Origin of the sequence: Parashewanella curva (genome assembly GCF_003675895.1) — a bacterium.
GTDB classification, from domain to species: Bacteria; Pseudomonadota; Gammaproteobacteria; order Enterobacterales; family Shewanellaceae; genus Parashewanella; species Parashewanella curva.
Genome location: NZ_ML014800.1, coordinates 1 through 23797 on the forward strand (window position 1 = coordinate 1; position 23797 = coordinate 23797).

Sequence of the window (23797 nt, forward strand, 5' to 3'; positions counted from 1 at the left end):
AATAAGCGTAATATTGATGCTGCAATTGGTAACTTTTTAGCTGACGTGGCTTTTGCTGTTATCGTCATTTTAAGCTTTATTACGGCTCTTTCTAATCTCGGGGTACAAACTTCAACGTTTCTAACCGTAATAGGTGCATCTGGTTTAGCCATTGCATTAGCTCTTAAGAACTCGTTAGCAAATCTTGCATCTGGAGTTCTGATTTCTGTTTTGAGGCCTTTTCGAGCAGGTCATTACATTGAGACCGCTGGACAGGCGGGAACAATAAAGAAAATTGAGCTTTTTTATACCGTGATAAATACCCCTGATAACAAAGTTGTGCTTATTCCTAATTCTCAAATTTGGAACTCTCCTATCGTAAATTACTCCCAACAGCAAACCAGAAGAGTTGATTTGGTTTTTGGTATTGGTTACGAAAGTGACCTTTTACAGGCGAAGCAAATATTGGCACGAATCATCACCGAGGACTCTCGAATTTTAAAAGAACCTGAGTGCAATATTGCGGTTTCGGATCTTGCCGATTCTTCGGTCAACTTTATGGTTCGGCCATGGGTGAACTCATCGGATTATTGGGCAGTTCGAGCAGATTTATTAGAAACGGTGAAGTTAGAATTCGATAAAGCTGGTATTTCGATTCCTTATCCTCAGATGGATGTACATTATACTAAAACAAGTAGTTAGATTTGGTTAATAGTTAGTAAGAAGTTGGGACTTAACGAATACTGAACAATCGATAACTTATACCCAATGTTAGAGTATAATTGTTACTATTTGTTTATTCGTGCCTTTATTTAGAACGTATTGGATGAGTCAGTCTGTTGAATCTGTAACATCAAATAGCTATGAGCTACAGGAGTTAACTCAAAATCATACCGTTTCAACGGTTTCTGAACTTGCTTTTCAAGATTCAGCGTTTACGGTTACGTCTCAGCCGCCTGCAAAAAATATTTCTAAATTTTATGTACAAGGTTCATGCGTTTATTTAAAGCACTTGAGGACAAATACTTGGGAGCAAACAATTAGTCCGAATTATATTGTGTGTTTATCTAATATCTCGTCTACAGTATTTATCGCTTCCTCAATTTGCAGTGGAATAGGCAGTTGTTTGCTTTGTACCTGTATTGCATCTTCAAACCCTTTAGCTAGTACTGCAGTATTTTTTGTATTTGGAAGTATTACCATTGGCTCTGTTGCGGGAACCAATTCCATAGCGTTACAGATTAAGAAAAAGTGGGGAAGGGATTTTTATGAGTTTGATAGCTTTAAAGATTTAGATGGATATTTAAATGAACTAGATCAAAATTTATGGCAATTGGTTGAACAATTTGAGCTTGATGACAATGAAATATCAGCGGAAACCCATGATGTTGATTATAGAATACTATGTGATCTGATCGACTTGTATCTTAGTTCCGCGTCAAAGACTCATTTTTTACGTGATCCTATCTTCATCAAAGACTGGACATCACCGATATCTGCTAGAGAAGTAGAAAAAATTGCTGAAACAGGATTTCGTTTGCCAAATGGCAAGTCATTCAATGTGCAGGAAGTTATTCCTATAGCTAAATATACGGAAACACAGATGCAATATCTAAAGTTAATGAGTCAATGTTTTTATGCGTTAGAAAAGAAAGATTTTAGAAAAGCACTTCTCCTTTTGAAAAAGCTTGAAGCTGCCAATGGTCATTTGAGAGCGAAAAGAGAGGCTGGGATTTCCAGATACTTTAATTTGTCTAAATTATGTTTTAGTTGATTGTTTCGCGAACAAACAGAATATAAAACTAAAATTTTAGTTTACAACGTTAACTCTCATGAGTATCTTTGTCGGCGTTCGGAGGGGTGGCAGAGTGGTCGAATGCACCGGTCTTGAAAACCGGCAACGGTTTATCCCGTTCCAGGGTTCAAATCCCTGCTCCTCCGCCATATTCAGAAAAGCCGCTCAGTTGAGCGGCTTTTTGCTTTTTTAGCTTCAGGTTTCTGTTAGCTAGCAGTTTCATGCCAATTTTTAACCAATTCATAATATTCAATCAATCCTCAAGATTTGCTGATGGAGTCTCTACTCTTTGTTTATAGGCAAGAATTGAGTGAAATTGCTCTGTGGTTTCGAATGCTTTGAAAACTTAGTGCTGGTTTTGTAGTCAAATAGTCAAAATTATGAAATTTATCGTTTACAAAAGCAATTGAGATAGGTATCTTTGTCGGCGTTCGGAGGGGTGGCAGAGTGGTCGAATGCACCGGTCTTGAAAACCGGCAACGGTTTATCCCGTTCCAGGGTTCAAATCCCTGCTCCTCCGCCATTATTCAGAAAAGCCGCTCAATCGAGCGGCTTTTTGCTATCTAAAGTATGACTATTTTATATCTCAACCTGATAGTAGACTACTTCTCTATTAAAAAGGGAACAGAATAGTGTTCTGTTTAATCATGTTTCATGCTTAGCTTTCTCATCACTAAAATAAAAGGGAACTCATTTAGTAATGATTCCCTATTAATACCAATCCGCATTCAAATGTGATCGACTCAGAGCTTTATCAGCGGTCAAAATACAAGCGTAATTGGTGAAGGCATAGTTGCTCTACGTCAAGCCAATTAGGGGTAGTAGTTTGACAGCTGATAAGCTCCCAAAGGGCAAGGCTAAAGGCTTTCATTACTGTGTTGCAACTTCTTGAATTATCCCGATAGTACTGCGAATTTGCGCCTTGTACTGAAAGCCTTTAGCACTTGCTGAGCTATCACTATTGAGAGCGGATTGGTATTAGATAATTCTTACAATTAGATTAAACGGATTCCATCAGTATCAATGCTGATCAGTTTTTGCTTAAATAAACCGCCTAAGGATTTTTTAAAGACTTTTTTACTGACACCGAAAGACTCATAAATTACAGCAGCATCGGTTTTATCATGAAACGGTAAAAAACCGTCTGCTTGCTTAAGCTTGAACAGCAATGTCGTTGAGAACTTATCCATCTCTTGTTTATTGCCTTGTTGAAGTACAAGATCAATTTTTCCATCTCGACGGACTTGCTTAATAAAGCCTTTAATTTTTTGACCGACTTTTAGTGCTTGAAAAACATCACTGTTATGCAGCAAACCCCAGTGCTCATTATTGATAATTGCTTTATAACCTAGGTCGGTTTTACCAGCAACAATTAGCTTAACTTCTTCACCGCTTTTATAATGAGCAGGAGTTTTATCTAGATAGCGATCGATTTTCGTGCTGGCGACAATGCGCTCGTCAGCATGGTTTACATGCACATAAACTAGGTATGAACGTCCTTCTTCTGCAGGGCGTTTTTGTTCAGCAAACGGAAGCAGTAGATCTTTATCTAGTCCCCAATCTAAAAATGCACCAACACGGCTGGTGGCAATTGCTTTAAGATAAGCAAATTCACCTACTTGCGCGCGCGGTCTTTGTGTCGTTGCGATAAGCATGTCTTTAGAATCTAGATACAAAAAGACTTTTACTTTGTCGCCAACCTCGCAATCTTTAGGTTGATATTTCTTAGGTAAAAGAACTTGCCCAAAATCTTTTGCGTCAAGATATACTCCGAAATCCACAATTTTTACGATTTCTAGAGTGGAATGTTTTCCAAGTTGTGCCATGTAATGCTCTGAATTTAACTTTAAATTAGCTGGGATTATACCTTGAATTGGGTGGTTGTTGCTTGGGGTTTTTAGCTTTGATGATATCGCTGATATTATGGCGATGAATATAATGTTTAAACAATTGATAGTGAGCTTATTAAATCTTGCTTGCATTAGCATAATAAGCAGGGTTTAATTGCGCGATTTTAAATGATTTTATACCGATAATTGAAAAGTTATCTTAGGTCTGTTTTGGTTGTTCTTTATAATAGGAATAACCACTTTGCTAGGCATTAAATAAATGAAAAATTGGTCGATTGATAGCGCGCGAGACAGTTACAACGTAGCGTATTGGAGTCAAGGTTTTTACGGTGTGTCAGATGAAGGAGAAGTGACAGTTTCTCCAGATCCAACACGACCTGAATATACGATTGGCTTAAATCAATTAGCAAAAGATATGGTTAAAGCAGGGGTTTCTTTACCTTTGTTAGTTCGTTTTCCGCAAATTCTGCATCATCGCGTTCACAGTTTATGTAACGCGTTTAACCAAGCAATCCAAAAGTATGAATATGAAAATGATTACTTGCTTGTGTATCCAATTAAAGTAAACCAGCAGAAGACGGTAGTAGAAGAAATTCTCGCCAGCCAGCAACAAAAAGAAGTTCCACAACTTGGTTTAGAGGCGGGAAGTAAGCCAGAGCTAATGGCTGTGTTGGCGATGGCGCAAAAAGCCAGCTCTGTAATTGTATGTAATGGATACAAAGACAACGAGTATATTCGTTTAGCGCTGATCGGCGAAAAGCTTGGGCATAAGGTGTATATCGTTCTTGAAAAAATGTCTGAGCTTAAGATGGTGCTTGAAGAGGCGGAACGCCTTGGTGTCACTCCTCGCTTGGGTATTCGCGCGCGTTTAGCTTTTCAAGGTAAAGGCAAGTGGGAAGCCAGTGGTGGTGAGAAATCTAAGTTTGGCTTATCTGCTGCTCAGGTTTTGCGTGTTGTCGATGAACTCAAGCAAGCCGACTGTTTAGAATCACTACAATTATTGCATTTTCATTTAGGCTCGCAAATTGCCAACATTCGTGATATTCGTCAAGGTGTAAGTGAAGCGGCACGTTTCTATTGTGAGTTAAGATTACTTGGAGCTTCAATCGATTGTTTTGATGTTGGTGGTGGTTTAGCTGTTGATTACGATGGTACACGTAGCCAAAGCAATAACTCAATGAATTACGGACTGACAGAATACGCCAATAATATTGTGCATGTTCTGACGGATATCTGCCGTGAATATCAACAGCCGATGCCTCGTATCATTTCAGAATCCGGGCGACACTTAACGGCACACCACGCGGTTTTACTTACAGATGTCATCGGTACAGAAGCTTATCAAGCTGAAGAAATTGAACCGCCAGCGGATGATGCGCCTCAGTTATTACATAATATGTGGCTATCGTGGAACGAAATCAGCGGTCGAACTAATAGTCGAGCGTTAATTGAAATCTACAACGATACCCAAAGTGACTTGGCAGAAGCACATACACTGTTTGCGTTAGGTCAGCTTAGCCTTGCCGATCGTGCTTGGGCTGAACAAGCTAACTTACGTGTTTGCCATGAAATCAAGGGATTGTTAGACAGCAAATATCGTTATCATCGACCAATTATTGATGAGTTAAATGAGAAGTTAGCGGATAAGTTCTTTGTAAACTTTTCGCTATTTCAGTCGCTGCCAGATGCTTGGGGCATTGACCAAGTGTTCCCAGTATTACCTTTATCGGGCTTGGATAAACCAGCTCAACGTCGAGCTGTAATGTTAGATATTACCTGTGATTCAGACGGTATTGTTGATCAATATGTAGATGGTCAAGGTGTCGAGACTACGTTACCTGTGCCAGCATGGTCAGCCGATAGCCCATATCTGATCGGTTTCTTCTTAGTTGGGGCTTACCAAGAAATCTTAGGTGACATGCATAATTTGTTTGGCGATAGCCATTCAGCTGTAGTTAAAATGGACGATGAAGGAAACCCCGTCATTGAGTCTGTATTGACAGGTGATACGGTTGCAGATGTTCTTGCTTATGTAAATCTTGATGCGCTTGGGTTTATGCAAACCTATGAGGATTTGGTGAACAAGCACATAGATGAACATGAAAGGGAAAGCATTCTTGAAGAGCTGCAAGTAGGTCTAGAAGGCTACACATACCTTGAGGACTTTAGGTAAAGCAATGTTTTTTGAAGGCTCAGAAAAAAAGGTTGAGGTTGTGATGACCTCAAGCTCCGATTCCCTTAGAAGCTTGGATAAAGTTTTTTGGGAGAAGCTGGTGAGCCTTTCAAATGCTGAAATACTCTCAAGCGTACATAATGAGCAATGTGATGCTTATTTATTAAGTGAGTCTAGCCTGTTTGTTTGGCATGACCGATTTCTGATGATGACTTGTGGTAACTCCACACTAGTAAATTCTTTATTGAGTTTTATAGAAAAGGTGGGAGTGGTAAACATCCAATCCATAAAATATCAACGCAATAAAGAGTATTTAGGGTATTTGCAAACCAGTTCGTTTACTGAAGATATTGAGCAATTAAAACAAATTGTTGACGGAAAAGCGTATCGTATCGGTCACTTGGATATGCATCATCATCATGTGTTTTATTATGGTAATGGTTTGGTTGAAGATTCAATCAGTTCTGAATTGTTGATGTATCATATTTCGGGAAATGCAGCAGCGTATTTAAGAAGTGATTCGCAAAAAAAAGCTGACATTAGAACGCTTTTACAACTTGATACTTTATTTCCAGATTTTGCAATTGATGACCATTTATTTGAACCTTTGGGTTACTCAATCAATGGGCTTAAAAAAGATAAATACTTTACGATTCACATTACCCCGCAAGAATCGAGTTCTTATGTGAGCCTTGAAACAAATTTAGATATAAATGCTTATCAATCAGGGCTATTCATTAGATTATTAGACATCTTAAAACCTGGCTCATGGGATACGATTTCTATGAATACGCAGGTTGAAAAGCAAGCCCTCGTTGACAGTTATTGTATCGGGAGCTGTGAATTATTTTTAAACCAAGGCAAAGAAATAGCAGTAAAACAATACCAACAGCCTTGGCATAAGCACCTATTTGCTGAGCAAATTTAAATTAATTTTGGAGTGTGTATGACCACTTTAGCGGATAAACCAGACTACTCACTGTATTCCAATGCCTTTGGTTACTTACGTCAGCCATTGGATTTTAAACCAGTGGAAAGCGATGCCGATCTTGTTGTTTTAGGATTACCATTTGATATGGCGGTTACAGGTCGTTCAGGTGGCAGAATGGGACCAGGAGCGATACGCAGTGCTTCAACGAACTTAGCTTGGGAAGCAAAACGCTGGCCTTGGAATTTTAACCTAAGTAAACACATCTCAATGGTTGATGCTGGCGATTTAGTATACGACTGTGGCGATGCAGCTGACTTCACTCAACGGGTAGAAGATTTTGCAACAAAAATTGTAAATTCAGGTAAAGGCTTATTGAGCTTTGGTGGAGATCACTTTGTCACCTTGCCGCTGTTAAGAGCCCATTTCAAAAAACATGGAAAAATGGCGTTGATTCACTTTGATGCTCACACTGATACTTATAGTGAAGGCAGTAAATATGATCATGGCACTATGTTTTATCATGCACCGAAAGAAGGCATCATTGATCCAGAGCATTCAGTGCAGATTGGTATTCGTACTGAATACAGCAAGAAGAATCACAAATTCAAAGTCATAGATGCGGCGACTGCAAATGATTTAACGGCTACAGATATTGTTGAGCAAATTAAAGAAAGAGTAGGAGATATGCCTGTCTATCTGACATTCGATATCGATTGTTTAGACCCTGCATTTGCACCAGGTACTGGAACACCTGTATGTGGTGGCTTAACCAGTGACAAAGCCTTAAAAATCGTTCGTGGATTAGAAGGCTTAAATATTGTTGGTATGGATGTTGTTGAAGTTGCTCCTGCTTATGATTCGGCAGAAATCACCGCATTGGCCGGTGCAACGTTAGGCCTAGATATGATTCATGTTTGGGCTAAAGGCCAAGGGTTGATTAAGGAGTAACCTTTATGTCAATGGATTTAAGCGATTTAAGAAGAGAATATACCAAAGGCGGTTTACGGAGGGCTGATTTACCTGAGCAGCCAATGGAATTATTTGAATCTTGGATGCAACAGGCTAAAGATTCTGGGATTGTTGATCCTACTGCGATGGTTGTTGCAACCGTTGATGAAAATGGGCAGCCTTTCCAGCGTATCGTACTTCTTAAACGATTCGATGATCATGGCTTTGTATTTTTTACAAACCTAGAAAGCCGTAAGGCTCAGCATATTAAACAGAATGCTAAAGTCAGCTTATTATTTCCATGGCATCCGTTGGAGCGGCAAGTGGCAATTACGGGTGCTGCTGAACCTTTGTCTACAACAGAAGTAATGAAGTATTTTCTTACTCGTCCTAAAGACAGTCAAATTGCTGCTTGGGTTTCTGCTCAATCTAGTAAACTTTCTGCTCGTCAGGCATTAGAGGCCAAGTTTAACGAGATGAAAGCCAAATTCTCAAAAGGCGAAGTTCCATTACCTAAGTTCTGGGGCGGATATAGAATCTCGCCAGAAAGCATTGAGTTTTGGCAAGGTGGGGAAAAGCGTTTACATGATCGTTTCTTGTATTCTCGAATTTCAGATGGTTGGGAGATTGATCGTTTAGCTCCCTAGCATTCCTGAGATTCCTGAATTTCCTGAAAGCACTAGTTTGTAACGGTGCTTTTTTATTTTTTATCAGAGCAGCCTAATTTAAAGATATAACTAAAATGACAAAACCAACCATTTGGATTGATGCAGATGCCTGTCCTGTTCCTGTAAAAGAAATGATTTATCGAGCAGCTGATAGACGTCAAATCAAAGCTATTTTTGTTGCTAATCAGCTATTGCGTGTACCACCATCTCCTTATCTGCAAAGTATTAGAGTCTCGTCAGGATTTGATGAAGCGGATAATTATATTGTTGAGCAGTTAGAAACAAATGATCTGGTAATTACTGCCGATATTCCTCTAGCCGCTGATGCTATCAAAAAAGGAGCGTTCGTGGTGACACCAAGAGGGCTGGTCTATAACACGGGTAATATTGGACAAGCTCTGTCGATGCGAAACTTTATGGATGAACTGCGTGGTTCAGGTGTTCAGGCGGGGGGACCAGCAAGTTTCAATCAGGCGGACAAGCATAAATTTGCTCAAGAGTTTGATCGTTGGCTGGCGAAACTTTAAACTGTTATCCCCTTCATAGATTGAGTAAATACAATGAAACATTGGGTACTCTTTATCTTGCTCTGTTTGACAGCCCCATCTAGTTTTGCAGCCAATTGGCAACTTGATTCATCTAATTCGAATCTTAATTTTTTTAGTATAAAAAAATCCACCATTGGCGAAAACCTTAGTTTTAGTCGTTTTGAAGGTAATTTAAACGATAAAGGAGAGTTTGAACTCTCTATTTCGCTTACTAGTGTCAAAACGGGTATTAGTATTCGTGACGAACGAATGAAGAAGCTTTTGTTTGACGTCACGAATTTTCCTAAGGCTATAATCACGGCAAAAGTTCAGCAGAGTCATATAAACAATTTATCTATTGGAATGCATGAAAAGTTATCTGTTCCAATGAAACTTCAGCTTCATGGTCACGTAAGCACACTTACCGCTAACGTAACGGTTGCTAAGCTTTCAGATAAGACCTTTTTACTTACTTCTGTTCAGCCCATAATCGTCAATGCTCAAGATTTTAAATTAGACGCAGGGATAGAGAAACTGATGAAAATTGCTGGGTTACCAAGTATTGGTGAAGCTGTGCCAGTTTCTTTTACTTTGCTATTTAAGAAAAAGTGAATTTGCATCAATAGCTTGATTTTAAAACAATAAATCTACAGCATATAGCAGTTACTCGTTTTATTTTAGGGCGTGTTGAACTTTCGTGTTTATTTTTGCAGCGACAAATTGGTTATTTTATGCAAGGCGGAGTTTGTGAGGTGTAGTTACTCTACATAAACAAACGATAACGCAGCAGAAATGACCAATTTACGCTGTCTTCGATGCTTTTGAGCACTTCATGTTCGGTGTTGTGATCTGCTTACTTAGATGGCTAAGCTTCACAGCTCACGCCTTGAACAGAAAAGTGCTCAAATAGCACAAAATTTAATCCTGAAAGATCAACACGCCCTAGGCAGGAGGCCATGATGAGAGTAAGTGTTTTGATTATTTTGTTACTGGTAGCAGGCTGCACAAGTTACCATGAGCCTGCACCCAAAAGCTATGTAGGTAAGGTTTCGGTAATTAAGAGCAGTGTCGGTAACAAAAAATCAACGTCTGCAGATTTATTCTATTTATCTGAAATTAATGGCCAAAAGGTTTATAGCTCTAAACAGGCTACAGCAGAAAAAGATAATGGCTTCTTTTTGAATGTTAAACATATTGATATTAACGTACCTGACAAAATGACGACTTTTACCATAGTAGGGGAAAGGATCAACGGGGCGTTGATTCAATCGATTTTCACTAAAAGTTACTATGTCAAAGGCAAAATAACATTTTCTCCAGAACCACAAGAAACTTATGTGGTGAAAGGTGAGCTTGGTAAAACCTCCAAAGTGTGGTTAGAGGCACAATCAACTGGAAAACCTATAATGGGACAGGTTTTTATCAAAACTGAGGAGGATTAGCCCGATATAGCATAATTAATTGGAGCAATTGGTTTTATAGAGGTTTGACGTTATGGCTTATGACACTTCATATGTTGGACAAGTAACAATTACTCGGAAAGTTTTTAGTCAGTTAGATAAATACCTAGAAAAAAATCCTCAATTGGCTGTTGCGAAAACACGGCTTAATAACGAAAGTTGGGACGTAAAAGATGATAAAGCGGAAAAGTCTATGCAGGCATCTTTTTTTAAGTGCTCTGGTATGGATGTTCAAAGTATTCGCCCTTCTTGTTTAGGCCTAGCAGTTGCACCAACTCATCCTAAAACAACAGAAGAATGGTTAAGTTGCTTCCAAAAGCCCGTAAGTAGAACGAATCCTCCTCTGACATTACTTTTAGACATAGATAAAACAGTGATGATTTCAGGGATGGAACCAGTGGGTCGTTTTAAAAATAAAATTGAGTTGGATTTACTATTTTATGACTGTCATTGGCAAACGGATACATTCTATTATGATCGAAAAGCTATATTGGCTGCTACTCAAGGGCAGGTTAAAGGCCATAACGTTGTAATTCTAACTTGGGGTACATATGAATTAAAAGAATTGCTACCTCTTTTTAAGCTCCACTTGTTAACAGTTGATAAGCGTTCCTTTTATAATAATGAGTCAATGTTTGGCTATGATACTAAGAAAGGGTTTATTGAGTGTCACCGCGAAGAATTTGATAAGTCTTGCCTTTTGATCGATGATGATGAGTCTAATCAAGCATCTAATATCCACTTTTTACATTGTACAGATCATAGTTTCCCTTTGTATTAAGCAAATAAAAACCGCTATAGAAAAATAGCGGTTTTCGTCATTAGTTTGAAATCTTAAACACGCTTTTTAAACTCATCTGTACGTGAGTCAATTTCAATCATGTCGCCAGTTTTAACAAACTCAGCTACTGTGATAACGCCGCCACCTGTAATGGTTGCTGGTTTCATAACTTTGCCAGAAGTATCGCCACGTGCTGCAGGCTCAGTATAAATCACTTCACGTACGATTGTGTTTGGAAGTTCAACCGCAATAGCTTTGCCTTCGTAGAAAGTCACTTGGCAAACTTCTTCCATACCGTCAACGATGTATTTTGCAGCATCACCTAGGTTTTCCGCTTCTACGTCGTACTGGTTGAACTCTTCGTCCATGAATACATACATAGGATCAGCAAAATAAGAGTACGTACAATCAAGACGATCAAGAATGATATCTTCAATTTTATCTTCAGCTTTTACCGCCGTTTCAGTTGAAGTACCTTGAAGTAGGCTTTTCAATTTCATTTTAACGACTGCAGCACTACGGCCTGATTTATGGTAATCAGTTTTTAGAACTACCATTGGGTTGCCGTCAAGCATTATCACGTTGCCAGTACGAATTTCCTGAGCAGTTTTCATTATTTCTGTTCCTGTATTGCGGACATCGCAAAAAAGTTTGATGCCTATTTTTCTTTTCAATAGCCAGATTTTATCGGTTTTTAACAAACTCCACCAGTCGAGAAGCTAAATCTGAGCCATTAAGTGCATTTTGAGGCCAGATTCGGCCGAAATTGTGGATTTCTTCCATGACGTTTTGCAGGTTTTGCCACTTTTTATCAATATCATTTTGAAGATCTTGATTAAAGGCTAGGCTGACGTCTTGATAGGCTTTTGAAGCCTCAGCACTTAAATTTTTAGTATACAGATTATTAAAAGCGGAAAGCTTTTCGATATGCGTATTTTCTTCTTGTGGGTATATATGCCATAAAAAAGGTTTTTGAGCCCATTGAGCACGTAAAAATGAATCTTCTCCACGGACGATATTAAAGTCACAGCAAGCCAGTAATTTGTCGTAACCTTCTTGATTGGTCATAGCTAATATATGCATGTGCAAGTTACCAGCTTTGAAGCTGTCGCCTTCATTTACAGTATTAAGCTGTGTATTGAATATAGGTAATAGACTGTTTAGACTTCGCCCAAAGGGAACCAGTAAATGAGTCTCTTGATCCTGCTTTATCCAGTATTGACATAAGTCGGTTAGAACTGCAGATTCATAACTGAACACACTAATCACTTTAGTTTTATTTTCGGTCAGTTCGATGTTGAATTGCTTTAAAAATTCTTGGCGATTGTTATGCTGATTGATAGACCTCTGGAGTTGATGATTTTCACAAATCAAGCCGCCACTTTTTTCCGAAAATCCGGGGAAGTAGAAATATTTTCGCGCACCAGAGTGATGCATTGAAATTAACCCATGACAGTCATCAATCCAATTTTCAGCGCTAAGATATTCTAGATTTATCCAAACTGGTGCTTCAGTTTTCGCTGCTGAAAGTTGTTGAATAATCGTTGGAGGCAATTCGCAAGCAAATGCTTCTATCAGCGTTTCACCTGCTCGCCAATGTTGAGGTGTGTAATCATTCCAATGAATGATTGTAATGTCATTTATCGTTTGTTGCTCAAGGGTAGGGTCTAGGTTGGGGAGTATATGTTTAAAACTGTTAAGATCATCTACCCATAATTTAACACTGATACCATGCTCGTCTGCTAATTGTTTTGCTAAACGCCATGTCACACCTATGTCGCCATAGTTGTCGACAACACAGCAAAAAATATCCCAATGTTTTGATGATGTCATAAAGGCCTTACTTTACAAACAAAAAGCGGTGCATATAGCACCGCTTTAGTGGATAATTAGAGTGAATTAATCGGCAAATTCAGCCATGCACATTTCTTCGTAAATCTGCTTAACCCACTTATCTACACGCTCTTCGGTTAGTTCTGGCTGTCGATCTTCATCAATACCCAGACCTATGAAGTGGTTTTCATCAGCAAGGCCTTTTGACTCTTCAAAATCATAACCTTCAGTTGGCCAGTGACCAACAATGATACCACCACGCTCAGATACGATATCACCTACCATACCCATTGCATCAAGGAAATATTCCGCATAATCTTCTTGGTCACCACAACCAAAAATAGCAACTAATTTGTCCGTGAAATCAATTTGCTCTAGCTCTGGGAAGAAGTCATCCCAGTCACATTGTGCTTCACCATAATACCAAGTAGGAATACCAAAAAGGAGTAGATCAAACTCAGCAATTTCTTCTTTGGTACTTTTGGCGATATCTTTCACACCTACCATTTGCTTACCAAGTTTCTTTTGGATCATTTTGGCTACGGCTTCAGTATTACCTGTATCACTGCCGAAAAATAGACCTACAGTTGCCATTGTTTTTCCTTGTATATCTTGAACTTAAATCAAAAATGCCTGATGTACTTTCGTTGAGTCAATTTAAATCACTTAGTTGTGCGGTCAACATAGACTCAATGAGTTGACTCCGGCTGATGTTATTTTCTTCTGCGAGTTGATTAAGTGCATCAAATAATTCTTGAGATACTTTTAACTCGATACGCTTTAGGCCTTTAGCCTTATCTCTGAGGACTTGATTCCTCTTGTTAACCTTTAATTGCTGCGATCTTGTCAGTGGATTACTTCTTGGTCTACCACGGCGTTTTTCGGTTGCAAAAAGGTCAATCGTTGTTCTATCAGATTGTTCTTTTGCCATGTTACCCAATCCCAGAGGATTCCCAGTAGAATTGGATTATACCTTTTGCAATAAATCCAGCACAGCCCATAAATAAAACCAACCAAACCATATAACGTCCAAATTTCGGCACTTGACCTTGTTTTAAAACGTCATGGATAGCCATGCCTATGAAGAAAAAGATTGCAGCGAAGAAAAAATTAAGACCTACAGCTTCAAGCTGCTCAATATACTGCGTTAACATTTTCTCTCGCTTTACTTTTGTTTCACCGTAGTTAAACGGTTTCAATGTTGGCGGAATATACCATATTGCCCACCATTGTAAAAATGGATATTCAGATTAATTATTGGTTTTGACTGTCAATAAATTCTTTCACAATCCTGTTAAATACCATAGGTTTTTCAGCATGAAGCCAATGTCCTGTTTCATGGATTGTTTTTGCTTGGACTTTTGGAAATTGACTTAGAATGTCTTGACGGTGCTCTTGAGTAATGTAATCGGAATTTCCACCGCGAATAAACAAACATGGCCCTGTGTATTGTATTCTTTGATAAGGCCAGTCAATTAAAGTTTCATAACTATTTAATAGACCTTGTAAATTCATCTTCCATGTAAAACCTGTGTCGTTTCGTTGGAGGTTTTTTAGCAAAAATTGAGCGGTAGGCGTTTCAATACCTGATGATACTAGGTGTTGTAGAGCCGCTTTGCGATCAGAGCCTTGATTTAAAGGTAAACTGGTGAGAGCATTAAACACGCTATCATGACGTCTGGGGTATTTAGCTGGAGCTATGTCAGCGGCAATAACACTTAAGCATTTATTCGAATTGTTTAGCGCAAATGCCATCGCGGCTTTTCCACCAAGTGAGTGACCAACAAAATGAGCTTTTTCAATATGCAGTTCATTAAACACTGTCAATAATTGTTGACTGATGATGTCGAAGTTCAAATTATCAATATGCGGGCTTGCACCATGGTTGGGCAAATCAATTCTTATAACTTGATAATCAGTTTCTAGATGTTGAGCTAGGTTTTTAAGGTTGTCTAGATTACCAAAAAGGCCATGAATTAAAATTATACTAGGGCCTTGCCCTGAAACCACATAGTTCATATTGTTTTGTTGGTGTAAATGCAATTTAATCCATTGTCCTAAATTTTAATGTTTTGTAAAAGTTCATTTTAGTCTGATTTTTAACCAATCAAACTATTACCTTTTTAACTGCTGTATTTTTTCATCAAATATCAATTTCAAACGGGTGACGATTGATAGAAAAATCGGTATCTTTTATCTATTGGGATCTATAGACGTTCAAAATTAAATTGGAATGCAAATTCATGATCCAAAGTCATAACTGAAAAGGAATAAGATCATATGAAATATATTGAGGTAGATGAGGAACTCTATCGTTTCATCGCGGGAAAAACTGAACGTATTGGTGAGAGTGCTTCTGATATTCTTCGTCGTCTTATTGGCTTAGATGTAAAATCAGTGGAGTCAGTGAAACCTCAGCAAATTGCAGAGCCAAGTTTAGAAAATGAAACGAAAGCAACTCCAGAAGATGTTAGCTCTACAATCGATTTCACTTCTTTATTTATTACCGATGAAATAAGTAGCCAAAAAGGGGCTGTTGGTCGCTTCATTTATGTTTTAGAGCAATTACATTCAGCATTACCCAATAAGTTTAATGAAGTTCTACAAATTCAAGGCCGTGGCCGTTTGTACTTTGCTACTTCTAAGAAAGATTTACTTAAAGCCAGTAAATCATCAAACCCTAAGCAGATTGGACAAAGCAGTTATTGGGTAACGACTAATAACAATACGGCTAAAAAACAAGCCATCTTTTCAGAAGTTTTGGTTCGTTTAGGCTGTTCGCCTGAAAAGGCACAAGAATTAGTACACCATATTTAACGGAGCAGGTTGTGGCGATACATGAAAGGGCTGGGCAACTGGCTCAACAGCAGGATTTAATTAATATCCCAAAACTTATGAGTCAGTATTATAGACTGATCCCTGATGCTACTAATCCTGAACAACAGGTTAGCTTTGGCACCTCTGGACACAGAGGAAGTTCACTGAAAATTAGTTTTAATCAAAATCATATCTGGGCAATCGTTCAAGCTGTAGTCGATTATCGAAAGCAACAGAATATTAACGGGCCTTTGTTTCTTGGAATGGATACCCATGCTTTGTCCCATGCTGCATTTATGTCGGCGGTAGAAGTATTGGTTGCAAATGACATTCAAGTTATTGCTCAAGTTGATGAAGGCTATACACCAACTCCAGTTGTATCTCATGCCATCATTACCGCTAATGCAAAATCTGAGCAATTGCATGATGGCTTGATTATTACCCCGTCACATAATCCTCCTCAAGATGGTGGCATTAAATACAACCCTCCTCATGGCGGGCCTGCAGAAGGTGAAATTACTACTTGGATTCAAAATCGAGCTAATGGTTATTTGCTTAATCAATTAGATGGCGTAAAAACCTTAAATTATGGGGTTGCATCAAAGCTTGAGCTCGTGAACTGGAGTGATTTAATTACTCCATATGTTGATGATTTAGCATCCGTCATAAATTTTGAAGCGATCAGAGAAGCAAAGGTTCGTATTGGTGTCGATCCACTTGGTGGTTCTGGTATTCATTATTGGAAACCTATTGCTGAAAAGTACGGTATTGATATCACATTGGTTAATGAGGCGATCGATCCTAGCTTTAGTTTTATGACTTTGGATAAAGATGGAAAAATCCGTATGGATTGTTCATCGCCTTATGCTATGAAAGGGTTATTAGCTCATCAAAATGATTTCGATGTTTGCCTAGGGAATGACCCTGATTATGACCGCCATGGTATTGTCTGTCCTGGTACTGGGTTGATGAACCCTAATCATTATCTAGCCGTTGCCATTGATTATTTGGTTACTCACAGACCTGAATGGAGTCAGTCTCTAGGAATAGGTAAGACCCTTGTTTCAAGTGCGATGATAGATAAAGTCTGCGCTAAACATGAGCGTAAATTGATTGAAGTGCCTGTTGGTTTTAAGTGGTTCGTTGGTGGGTTAGCTCATGCTGACTTAGCCTTCGGTGGTGAAGAAAGTGCAGGTGCAGCGTTTTTAAGAAAAGATGGCACGACGTGGTGTACGGATAAAGATGGTTTTATTTTAGCTTTACTAGCGGCAGAAATTTATGCCGTTACTGGTAAAACGCCTGCTCAACGCTATCAAGAACTTGAGCAAGAGTTTGGAAAAAGCTTTTATCAGCGAATAGATAGCCCGATTAATGCTAAGAAAAAAGCCAAGTTTGCTCAACTGTCTTCTGACTCATTAACGGCGAAAACTTTAGCCGGTGGAGAGATAATAGCTGTTTTATCTCATGCTCCTGGTAATAACGCTGCTATTGGTGGTATCAAAGTTAAGACTAAAGATGCTTGGTTTGCAGCACGTCCATCGGGTACAGAACCACTCTTTAAGCTCTATGCTGAAAGTTTTGTTTCAGAACAACACTTACAGCAAGTTTTAGAAGAAGCGCAATCATTAATTTCTGAAGCGTTAGCTAGTTTCTAATTGCTTCATTAGAGCTAAGAGAAGTTCAATTCGAGCTTCTCTTTTTGGATTTTAGTTTGTTTATGTTAATGATATCCTTAAGTTCGAACGGGTGAGCGAGTATTACATTTAGCCTTTTATTTATCGCTTGACGGCTCTCATTTACCACAAGTATCTCAAAGATTTGATTTGCCGATATTTTCGACTTTTCCAAAAGCATGCTCGCCAAGTCATCTTGAAATAACCCTTTATAAATTCCAATATTCTGACTGAAAAAATTAGGATCTGAATAGATGTAATTCACTAATGAAGATGAGTGATTGAAAGCACTTAATGCTGGAACATTGTATTCTTGGCCTGTAAAAACGAGCAGTGCCCACTTCGCCTTTATAATGTTTAGTTGTTGTTGATAAGTTTGAGCTATTTGTTCTCTAGAACCTTTCGATGCAGTTGTTATTTTTAATTGTTGTTGTAGCCACTTTGTCAACCAAATTGCCCCAAGTTCGCGGCTATCAGAAAAATCCATTGTATTACTTGATAAATAAAACTCTGGTGAATCAGCCATTATCGTAACGGTTCGCGCTAACTGAGATATAAATTGTTTTACTTTTCTATTGCTCGTTAAGATTTTTGGAGCAGTAAGAGTGATATCTGCAAATTGATGGCCGATCACGGGATATCGGACAACCCGACTTCCACTTTTGGTTTGAGATGCATCTAGGTATAAATGGCCGAGTAAGCGTTTATTCAACCATATTCTATATAGATTTGGTGTGAGCTGTTGTGTTGATATTCCAAGCTTAGACAACTGAATAAAGCTCTTTGCTAGGAGAGTTTCGAGTTGTAATTTAGCAAAAGAAGTTCGAGGAGCGTTTTTTAAGATCTGTCCAATATTCCATGGTTCAATTGCGGTAGTGCTGCTTTTAGATTGAAGGTAATTTAGTATGCTTTGTGGCTTATTTAATATGTTATAAAACTGCTGTTGTTCTATGAAGGTTCGATATCCTGAGTACTGCGCAATAGTATTTTTTTGTTCGATCCAGTCTTGAACAATAGTCGTTGACTGTTTATAAAATTGTGTCCAAATTTGTTTTCGGCAACTTTCTTGGGGTTGGTTTAATAGATAAAAGTGGAGGATTGAATTATCTATAATATTTTCCTGATTTGGAATAAGGCATAACTTTGAAGGTATTACTGGTGTTTTTTTCTTTGCCCATTGAGCGATTTCTGCTTCAAGTATCCGCAATCTTGCTAGTTGATTCTGCGTAGCTTGAGAATTTCTAGCTTGGCTCAATCTGAAGCCAAGCTCTCGAAATTTTGCATTGTGACTATTAGTTAACTGTTGAATGAGATTTTCTACTTGCGGTTGATAAAGTAAATTTCTCCAAGTGTCGCTTAATTTTATTTGGCAGTTAATAATCTCTCTGGTAAATAATCGGCTTTCAGGTAAGTTGACAAAATTGCTAAGAGCATCACTTAAATTATTAATTTTTAGACTTTGTTTTTCAAATTCGCCAAGTAAATATTCGAACTTTTGCTTTTTGGAAAGGGGGACAACGGAAAAAGCTTTACATTGCTCATTGAGCAGTTGAAGTGAAGCTAAAACAGTAGCATCAAATTTTTTATGTTGAAAATCTTTATGTGGTGAGCTAGCGGCGTCTGTTGAGACCGCTACTAGCAAAAATATTGACAATATATAGTTATTCATCCTTGAACACTCGTTTACACCAAATCGTGATTAGGTTCGTTTTTAATGGCGATGATGGTAGCACGTTTGGGAGCAGGGTATCCCTCTACAGTTTTAGTGATGTCATTAGGATCGAGATAATCTACAAGAGACTCGTTTCTCATCCATGAAGTCCTGCGCTGCTCTGCTAATGAAGTTAGATCTTCATCAACGCATCGAACATCAATAAAATCGCATTTTTCTAGCCATTTGACTAACGCTTTCACAGAAGGCAAGAACCAGACGTTATTCATTTTTCCATAACGGTCATCTGGAACCAGTACAGTATTTTCATCTCCGTCCACCACTAAGGTTTCTAAAACCAATTCGCCACCTGTTCTTAATTGATCACGCAATTGCAGTAAATGGTCGATTGGAGAGCGTCTATGATATAGCACTCCCATTGAAAATACCGTATCAAAGGCATCTAACGGAGGGAGTTCTTGAATGCCCAAGGGGAGAAGGTGAATGGGTAAATCTGGATCGGTTAGGCGTTTAATCGCTTCGAATTGACATAAAAAAAGCGTTGACGGGTCAATACCGACTACACGTTTCGCTCCAGCACCAAGCATGCGCCACATATGGTAGCCACTACCACAGCCAACATCCAATACTGTTCGGTTCTTAAGAGGTGAAATGTGTGGACTAACGCGATCCCACTTCCAATCACTGCGCCATTCCGTATCAATGTGGATCCCGTGAATATGAAATGGACCTTTACGCCATGGATGTAACAGCTGTAATAAATTTTCTAACTTTTCTTTTTCTCCATTTGATAACTGGTTTCCCGTTCCAATAGTTACATTATTTTGTAAATCTAAGTGATCTGGTGCTGGATAATTTAGTTTATTGAGAATTTTTTCCCATTTAGGTAAATTGCCGTGTTTGTGTGCGCGTTGCCAGTCACCAAGTAAAGCTGGAATAGTTTCTAACCAGTATTGTAAATTAGAATCGGAAATCTGTTGATAAAAAGAACTGAAGTTGATCACTTAATTGCCACCATAGATGCAAAGTTAAAACACTGAAACCAAATGTTGAAATGTTGAAAACCAGCGTCTTGAACACGCTTTCTATGGGTATCCAAGGTATCGGTACGCATAACGTTTTCTAAAGCTGTACGTTTTTGACTGATTTCTAGCTCACTGTAGCCATTAGCGCGTTTAAAATCTAAATGCTCATTATCAATAAATTCTTGTATTACTTCATCTTCGAAATAAAGTTTTTCAGATAACACCAAGACACCACCTGAATTAAGCCCATTAAATATTTTCTTTAACAAGGCCAGTCGTTGCTCTGGAGCTAAGAATTGTAATGTGAAGTTGAGAACGACCATTGAAGCATTTGCTATTTCAATATCACATATATCCGCACAAATTAGTTCAACATCTGTTTGGCTCTTGTAGGCACTGATATTTTCATTGCAGCGTTCAATCATAGATGGACTGTTGTCGACGGAAATAATCTTACAGCCACTGTTTGTAATATTTCGTCTGATACTAATGGTTGCAGCACCCAAAGAGCAACCTAGATCATAAATATTAGAATTGGATGTGATGTATTTAGCCGCAATATCGCCAATGGTTGAAATGATTTGGCTGTAACCAGGTACAGAGCGGCGGATCATATCATCAAAAACGCCTGCAACTTTATTGTCAAATCGAAATTCTTCTATGCGATTTGAAGGTGTCGCATAGATTTTGTCTTCATCGTAAATCATTTGAGCTATTAAGGTTTGGAGATAACAGGTTATTTTACAGAAATCTAACTGGTAATTTGAAGAAAAATTTTGTCTAATAAAGAAGTTAACAACAAATAAACATATAGCTAACAAGATAAGGATTAGTCTTGAATAATCAAATAAGAATATGTTTTATATTGCTGTCTTACCTAAGCTCATTTATTGTTAATGCGGCTGAAAAACCTGTATCAATAGCTATTGCTAAAGATGCTTACCCTTATTTTTTTGAAAATGGGCAAGGTAATGCAGAGGGTTATTTTGTTGATTTGTGGAAAGCATGGTCGAAGGTAGTTGAGCAACCAGTTCAGTTTGTTTCAACAGATCAATCAGAGGCCATAAAGGGACTAAGATATGGCAATGTAGATATTCATGCTGGGTTAACAAAAACAGTTCGACACCAAAATGTATTTCAGTACTCTCAACAGATCGGTAGTCTTGATACTTATCTTTATAATCATAAAAATATCAGCGTTGATTCAAACTTAAAGCAAATAACTCCTTATTCGATTGGAATTGTTCGCGGTTCTTTGCTCCCTAAAATATTTAAGCAACATGAAACTACATTCACTTACAAACGTTTTCCGAGCCAACCTAAACTTATTGATGCTGCGCTAAACGAAGACGTGTTAGTTCTTGCATCCACTCAGATTTATTTCCAAGACTCATCAGTACAAAAGCTATTTGATAGCAGTTTTCCAGTAGAAAAACGCTTAAAATTAGACAGCATGCCAATATTTGCTGCGGTTCGTAAGGGGGACACTAAGCTACTTGCACAAATTGAAGAAGGGCTTGGTTTAATCAGTAATGAAGAAAAGCAAAGGATACGCAATAAGTGGTTTGGGGAAAACAAGCACAGAATTGAATTAAAGGTTGCTCTGTCAGGTAACAAAAATCCATTTTCGACGCTTGGCGATGATAGTTTACCACATGGGATGTACGTCGATATGTGGCGAGAATGGTCGAAGCAAACAAATTCACCAGTTACCTTTCAATTTATGGATAAGCAACAAGGTTTATCTGCTTTAAAAGAAGGGGTTGTTGATGTTGCATTGTATGAAGCTAATGGTAGTGAAGAGGTAACGGATGCATGGCGTCTCTATGAGGTGAAACATAGATTATTTATTTTTCAAAAAAAGCCATCTTCTTTGGCAAGCATTAATAAATCTACAATCGGAGTAATTGGACAAATAAAGTTTAGTGATGCTTTAAAGAGAAAATTACCGAATGCTAAGATTATAAAATTCAACGATATTGAGGAAGTTGTAGAAGCCGCAAAGCAGCAAAAAATTTCGGGTTTTATCTCTTCAGCGTCTTGGACACAGCAGTACCTCCTAAAAAATAAACTCTGGGCGGAATTTGTTCAAGAACCTAGTATTGAGTTTGTCACTCCTGTCTATGCGTTAGTGGATAAAAATAATATAGGTTTAGCCAGTAAAATTAGCCGTGGTTTTAATAGAATCAGTTACCAAGAGTTAGCCGATATTGAGCAGAAATGGATTTTAAATCCAGCGGACCATTTTTTTATTGCAGAGGGCCGAACTCTCAACATTTCCTATGAACAAAAGAAGTATTTAGCAGCCATTAGTGGTTTGAAATTTGGCTATTTAAAAAGCTGGGCTCCAATGGAATTCATGGATAAAGAAGGGCAGTTCAAAGGTATTAATGCTGATGTAGTGTCGCTGATCAGGCACCAATTAAATGTTCCAATTGAGCCTGTAGCCTTTGATGATTGGGCATCATTATACGAAGCGTTACAAGCTAAAAAAATAGATTTTGCCGGTAGTATGGCAGCAAGAAAAAAAGGAGAAACTCGTTTACATTTTTCAAATGATTATTGGCCTTCTCCTTGGGCAATTACCACTAAGTCTGAACATTCAGGCTTACTTAATATTGAACAGCTCCAAGGGGCTAAAGTAGCGATAGTTGAAGGTTATGCATTGAGTTCTCAATTAATCTCAAATAGGCCAGATCTAAAATTAGTATTAGTCGCTGATAGTGAGAAAGGAATAGAGCTTGTCGAGCAGGATAAAGCAGACTATTTTATTGATAAATTAATTAGCCTTTCTTCATTAATAACGGAAAAAAAATATTACGATTTAAAGGTTTTTTTAATTCCAGGGCTCGAAGTCCAAAGAAGCCATTTTGGATTCTCTGAAGATTTCCAGCAATTGGTTCCATTAATTAATATGGCTATCGCTCAGATGGATCAAGCTACAAAAAATACGATCTATAAGCGCTGGGTACCGGATGCCAATTTATCTAATGCTCAGTTGTATCGACGTTGGGTGATCGCACTTTCTATAATTTCAGTTTTGTTGTCTGCCTCCTTTTTGATTTACTGGCTTGCTAATAAGCGTATTCAAGTTGAAGTTGGTCGTCGTGAGAAAATAGAGAAGAAAATTCATTTTCTGAATAATCATGACAACTTGACTGGGTTAGTTAACCGAAGGCTGTTAGATGATAGGTTGAGTAGTGCTGTATTAACAAACAGTCGAGAGCAGACCCGTTTTGCTGTCATGTTTATCGGTATTGGCAATTTTAGAATGGTTAATGATGCACTTGGTTATAGTGCTGGTGACAATTTGCTCGTCGGGCTTGCGAATGCATTATCAGGTACAATAAGACGTTCAGATACGCTAGCTCGTTTTAGTAGTGATGAGTTTGTGATTATTTTAAATCGAGCTCAAGAGTTTGAAGCTGTTTGTCAAGTAGCTGAAAATATTTTAGCTGCAGCAGGGAGAGTGACTGCTTCACAGGTTCCAGATTTGCCCCTTACTGTCAACATCGGAATCGCTTTTTATCCTAATGATTCAGACAACCCAATTGAGCTGCTTAAGAAGGCTGATCGGTTAATGACTTTAGCTAAAGAAAGCAATGAAAGTAGTTATATGACAAGCTAAGTGCAAAATTGAAGAAATCTTAAACAACCAAAGTGAT

At 38.3% G+C, this 23797-nt stretch carries 23 protein-coding genes and 2 tRNA genes; 15 read left to right on the forward strand and 10 right to left on the reverse strand.

Features of this window, described 5'->3' with window-relative positions; all coding sequences use genetic code 11:
- From D5018_RS14825 to D5018_RS14840, 4 genes are all read left to right on the forward strand, one after another.
- A partial coding sequence (locus D5018_RS14825; protein WP_121839782.1) for a mechanosensitive ion channel family protein occupies nt 1–681 on the forward strand: 681 nt, incomplete at its 5' end.
- A gap of 124 nt (nt 682–805) precedes the next feature.
- Nucleotides 806–1753 (forward strand): hypothetical protein, encoded by a 948-nt coding sequence (locus D5018_RS14830; RefSeq protein WP_121839783.1) that lies wholly within the window; start codon nt 806–808, stop codon nt 1751–1753.
- 80 nt (nt 1754–1833) lie between these two features.
- Nucleotides 1834–1923 (forward strand) — tRNA-Ser (locus tag D5018_RS14835).
- Nucleotides 1924–2207: 284 nt separating this feature from the next.
- Nucleotides 2208–2297: transfer RNA gene (locus tag D5018_RS14840), tRNA-Ser, on the forward strand.
- 472 nt (nt 2298–2769) lie between these two features.
- Here D5018_RS14840 and D5018_RS14845 read toward each other — a convergent pair.
- Entirely contained in the window at nt 2770–3600 is an 831-nt protein-coding gene (locus D5018_RS14845; protein ID WP_121839810.1) for a CvfB family protein, read from the reverse strand.
- A 283-nt stretch (nt 3601–3883) separates the two neighbouring features.
- Here D5018_RS14845 and speA point away from each other — a divergent pair, with 283 nt between their 5' ends.
- The 8 genes from speA (at nt 3884) to D5018_RS14885 (ending at nt 11112) form a co-directional block, all read left to right on the forward strand.
- Nucleotides 3884–5797 (forward strand): biosynthetic arginine decarboxylase, encoded by a 1914-nt coding sequence (gene speA / locus D5018_RS14850; RefSeq protein ID WP_121839784.1) that lies wholly within the window; start codon nt 3884–3886, stop codon nt 5795–5797.
- A 4-nt stretch (nt 5798–5801) separates the two neighbouring features.
- Nucleotides 5802–6725 (forward strand): adenosylmethionine decarboxylase, encoded by a 924-nt coding sequence (locus D5018_RS14855; protein ID WP_121839785.1) that lies wholly within the window; start codon nt 5802–5804, stop codon nt 6723–6725.
- 18 nt (nt 6726–6743) lie between these two features.
- On the forward strand, nt 6744–7676 hold the full coding sequence (gene speB, locus D5018_RS14860; RefSeq protein WP_121839786.1) for an agmatinase: 933 nt from the start codon (nt 6744–6746) through the stop codon (nt 7674–7676).
- Nucleotides 7677–7687: 11 nt separating this feature from the next.
- Nucleotides 7688–8323 (forward strand): pyridoxamine 5'-phosphate oxidase, encoded by a 636-nt coding sequence (pdxH, locus tag D5018_RS14865; protein ID WP_121839811.1) that lies wholly within the window; start codon nt 7688–7690, stop codon nt 8321–8323.
- A 95-nt stretch (nt 8324–8418) separates the two neighbouring features.
- The gene (locus D5018_RS14870; RefSeq protein ID WP_121839787.1) at nt 8419–8871 is read left to right on the forward strand and encodes a YaiI/YqxD family protein; all 453 of its coding nucleotides are present in this window, start codon (nt 8419–8421) and stop codon (nt 8869–8871) included.
- A 33-nt stretch (nt 8872–8904) separates the two neighbouring features.
- Nucleotides 8905–9483 carry a YceI family protein gene (locus tag D5018_RS14875; RefSeq protein WP_121839788.1) on the forward strand — a complete coding sequence of 193 codons (579 nt, stop codon included), beginning with the start codon at nt 8905–8907 and terminating at the stop codon, nt 9481–9483.
- Between the two features lie 344 nt (nt 9484–9827).
- Nucleotides 9828–10313, forward strand: a complete 486-nt coding sequence (locus tag D5018_RS14880) for a hypothetical protein (RefSeq protein WP_133309306.1) — start codon at nt 9828–9830, stop codon at nt 10311–10313.
- 52 nt (nt 10314–10365) lie between these two features.
- The gene (locus D5018_RS14885) at nt 10366–11112 is read left to right on the forward strand and encodes a hypothetical protein (RefSeq protein ID WP_121839790.1); all 747 of its coding nucleotides are present in this window, start codon (nt 10366–10368) and stop codon (nt 11110–11112) included.
- A 53-nt stretch (nt 11113–11165) separates the two neighbouring features.
- Here the strand turns inward: D5018_RS14885 and efp are convergent, their stop codons facing one another.
- From efp to D5018_RS14915, 6 genes are all read right to left on the reverse strand, one after another.
- Entirely contained in the window at nt 11166–11726 is a 561-nt protein-coding gene (gene efp, locus D5018_RS14890; protein WP_121839791.1) for an elongation factor P, read from the reverse strand.
- A 70-nt stretch (nt 11727–11796) separates the two neighbouring features.
- Nucleotides 11797–12945: an elongation factor P maturation arginine rhamnosyltransferase EarP gene (gene earP / locus D5018_RS14895; RefSeq protein WP_121839792.1), complete on the reverse strand. Its 1149-nt coding sequence runs from the start codon at nt 12943–12945 to the stop codon at nt 11797–11799.
- 66 nt (nt 12946–13011) lie between these two features.
- Nucleotides 13012–13539, reverse strand: a complete 528-nt coding sequence (gene fldA / locus D5018_RS14900; RefSeq protein ID WP_121839793.1) for a flavodoxin FldA — start codon at nt 13537–13539, stop codon at nt 13012–13014.
- A gap of 58 nt (nt 13540–13597) precedes the next feature.
- Complete coding sequence (gene ybfE, locus D5018_RS14905) at nt 13598–13876, reverse strand: LexA regulated protein (RefSeq protein WP_121839794.1); 279 nt, start codon at nt 13874–13876, stop codon at nt 13598–13600.
- Between the two features lies 1 nt (nt 13877).
- Nucleotides 13878–14099, reverse strand: a complete 222-nt coding sequence (locus D5018_RS14910) for a DUF2788 domain-containing protein (RefSeq protein ID WP_121839812.1) — start codon at nt 14097–14099, stop codon at nt 13878–13880.
- Nucleotides 14100–14199: 100 nt separating this feature from the next.
- Nucleotides 14200–14964, reverse strand: coding sequence for an alpha/beta fold hydrolase (locus D5018_RS14915; RefSeq protein ID WP_121839795.1), 765 nt, complete (start codon nt 14962–14964; stop codon nt 14200–14202).
- Between the two features lie 261 nt (nt 14965–15225).
- On the opposite strand from D5018_RS14915, the gene seqA reads away from it, so the two are divergent.
- Both seqA and pgm read left to right on the forward strand, forming a co-directional pair.
- A complete protein-coding gene (gene seqA, locus D5018_RS14920) occupies nt 15226–15762 on the forward strand; it encodes a replication initiation negative regulator SeqA (RefSeq protein ID WP_121839796.1) in 537 nt (178 codons plus the stop codon).
- A gap of 11 nt (nt 15763–15773) precedes the next feature.
- On the forward strand, nt 15774–17417 hold the full coding sequence (pgm, locus tag D5018_RS14925; RefSeq protein ID WP_121839797.1) for a phosphoglucomutase (alpha-D-glucose-1,6-bisphosphate-dependent): 1644 nt from the start codon (nt 15774–15776) through the stop codon (nt 17415–17417).
- A gap of 25 nt (nt 17418–17442) precedes the next feature.
- Here the strand turns inward: pgm and D5018_RS14930 are convergent, their stop codons facing one another.
- The 3 genes from D5018_RS14930 to cmoA are packed head-to-tail and all read right to left on the reverse strand — an operon-like array spanning nt 17443 to nt 20839.
- On the reverse strand, nt 17443–19104 hold the full coding sequence (locus D5018_RS14930) for a hypothetical protein (RefSeq protein ID WP_133309307.1): 1662 nt from the start codon (nt 19102–19104) through the stop codon (nt 17443–17445).
- Between the two features lie 14 nt (nt 19105–19118).
- Complete coding sequence (gene cmoB, locus D5018_RS14935; protein ID WP_121839799.1) at nt 19119–20111, reverse strand: tRNA 5-methoxyuridine(34)/uridine 5-oxyacetic acid(34) synthase CmoB; 993 nt, start codon at nt 20109–20111, stop codon at nt 19119–19121.
- A complete protein-coding gene (cmoA, locus tag D5018_RS14940) occupies nt 20108–20839 on the reverse strand; it encodes a carboxy-S-adenosyl-L-methionine synthase CmoA (protein WP_121839800.1) in 732 nt (243 codons plus the stop codon). Before cmoA ends, cmoB begins: the two co-directional genes overlap by 4 nt.
- A gap of 128 nt (nt 20840–20967) precedes the next feature.
- Here cmoA and D5018_RS14945 point away from each other — a divergent pair, with 128 nt between their 5' ends.
- On the forward strand, nt 20968–23760 hold the full coding sequence (locus tag D5018_RS14945) for a transporter substrate-binding domain-containing protein (protein WP_121839801.1): 2793 nt from the start codon (nt 20968–20970) through the stop codon (nt 23758–23760).
- The last annotated feature ends 37 nt before the right edge of the window (nt 23761–23797 follow it).

Bases quoted from the DNA above. Each gene is read 5' to 3' on its own strand.
- D5018_RS14930 (WP_133309307.1), bottom strand. From the start codon at position 19,104: ATGAATAACTATATATTGTCAATATTTTTGCTAGTAGCGGTCTCAACA.
- speA (WP_121839784.1), top strand. From the start codon at position 3,884: ATGAAAAATTGGTCGATTGATAGCGCGCGAGACAGTTACAACGTAGCG.
- ybfE (WP_121839794.1), bottom strand. From the start codon at position 13,876: ATGGCAAAAGAACAATCTGATAGAACAACGATTGACCTTTTTGCAACC.
- cmoA (WP_121839800.1), bottom strand. From the start codon at position 20,839: ATGATTTACGATGAAGACAAAATCTATGCGACACCTTCAAATCGCATA.
- D5018_RS14870 (WP_121839787.1), top strand. From the start codon at position 8,419: ATGACAAAACCAACCATTTGGATTGATGCAGATGCCTGTCCTGTTCCT.
- D5018_RS14855 (WP_121839785.1), top strand. From the start codon at position 5,802: ATGTTTTTTGAAGGCTCAGAAAAAAAGGTTGAGGTTGTGATGACCTCA.
- D5018_RS14845 (WP_121839810.1), bottom strand. From the start codon at position 3,600: ATGGCACAACTTGGAAAACATTCCACTCTAGAAATCGTAAAAATTGTG.
- efp (WP_121839791.1), bottom strand. From the start codon at position 11,726: ATGAAAACTGCTCAGGAAATTCGTACTGGCAACGTGATAATGCTTGAC.
- D5018_RS14875 (WP_121839788.1), top strand. From the start codon at position 8,905: ATGAAACATTGGGTACTCTTTATCTTGCTCTGTTTGACAGCCCCATCT.
- earP (WP_121839792.1), bottom strand. From the start codon at position 12,945: ATGACATCATCAAAACATTGGGATATTTTTTGCTGTGTTGTCGACAAC.
- speB (WP_121839786.1), top strand. From the start codon at position 6,744: ATGACCACTTTAGCGGATAAACCAGACTACTCACTGTATTCCAATGCC.
- fldA (WP_121839793.1), bottom strand. From the start codon at position 13,539: ATGGCAACTGTAGGTCTATTTTTCGGCAGTGATACAGGTAATACTGAA.
- D5018_RS14830 (WP_121839783.1), top strand. From the start codon at position 806: ATGAGTCAGTCTGTTGAATCTGTAACATCAAATAGCTATGAGCTACAG.
- D5018_RS14880 (WP_133309306.1), top strand. From the start codon at position 9,828: ATGATGAGAGTAAGTGTTTTGATTATTTTGTTACTGGTAGCAGGCTGC.
- D5018_RS14910 (WP_121839812.1), bottom strand. From the start codon at position 14,099: ATGTTAACGCAGTATATTGAGCAGCTTGAAGCTGTAGGTCTTAATTTT.
- D5018_RS14915 (WP_121839795.1), bottom strand. From the start codon at position 14,964: ATGAACTATGTGGTTTCAGGGCAAGGCCCTAGTATAATTTTAATTCAT.
- seqA (WP_121839796.1), top strand. From the start codon at position 15,226: ATGAAATATATTGAGGTAGATGAGGAACTCTATCGTTTCATCGCGGGA.
- pdxH (WP_121839811.1), top strand. From the start codon at position 7,688: ATGGATTTAAGCGATTTAAGAAGAGAATATACCAAAGGCGGTTTACGG.
- D5018_RS14885 (WP_121839790.1), top strand. From the start codon at position 10,366: ATGGCTTATGACACTTCATATGTTGGACAAGTAACAATTACTCGGAAA.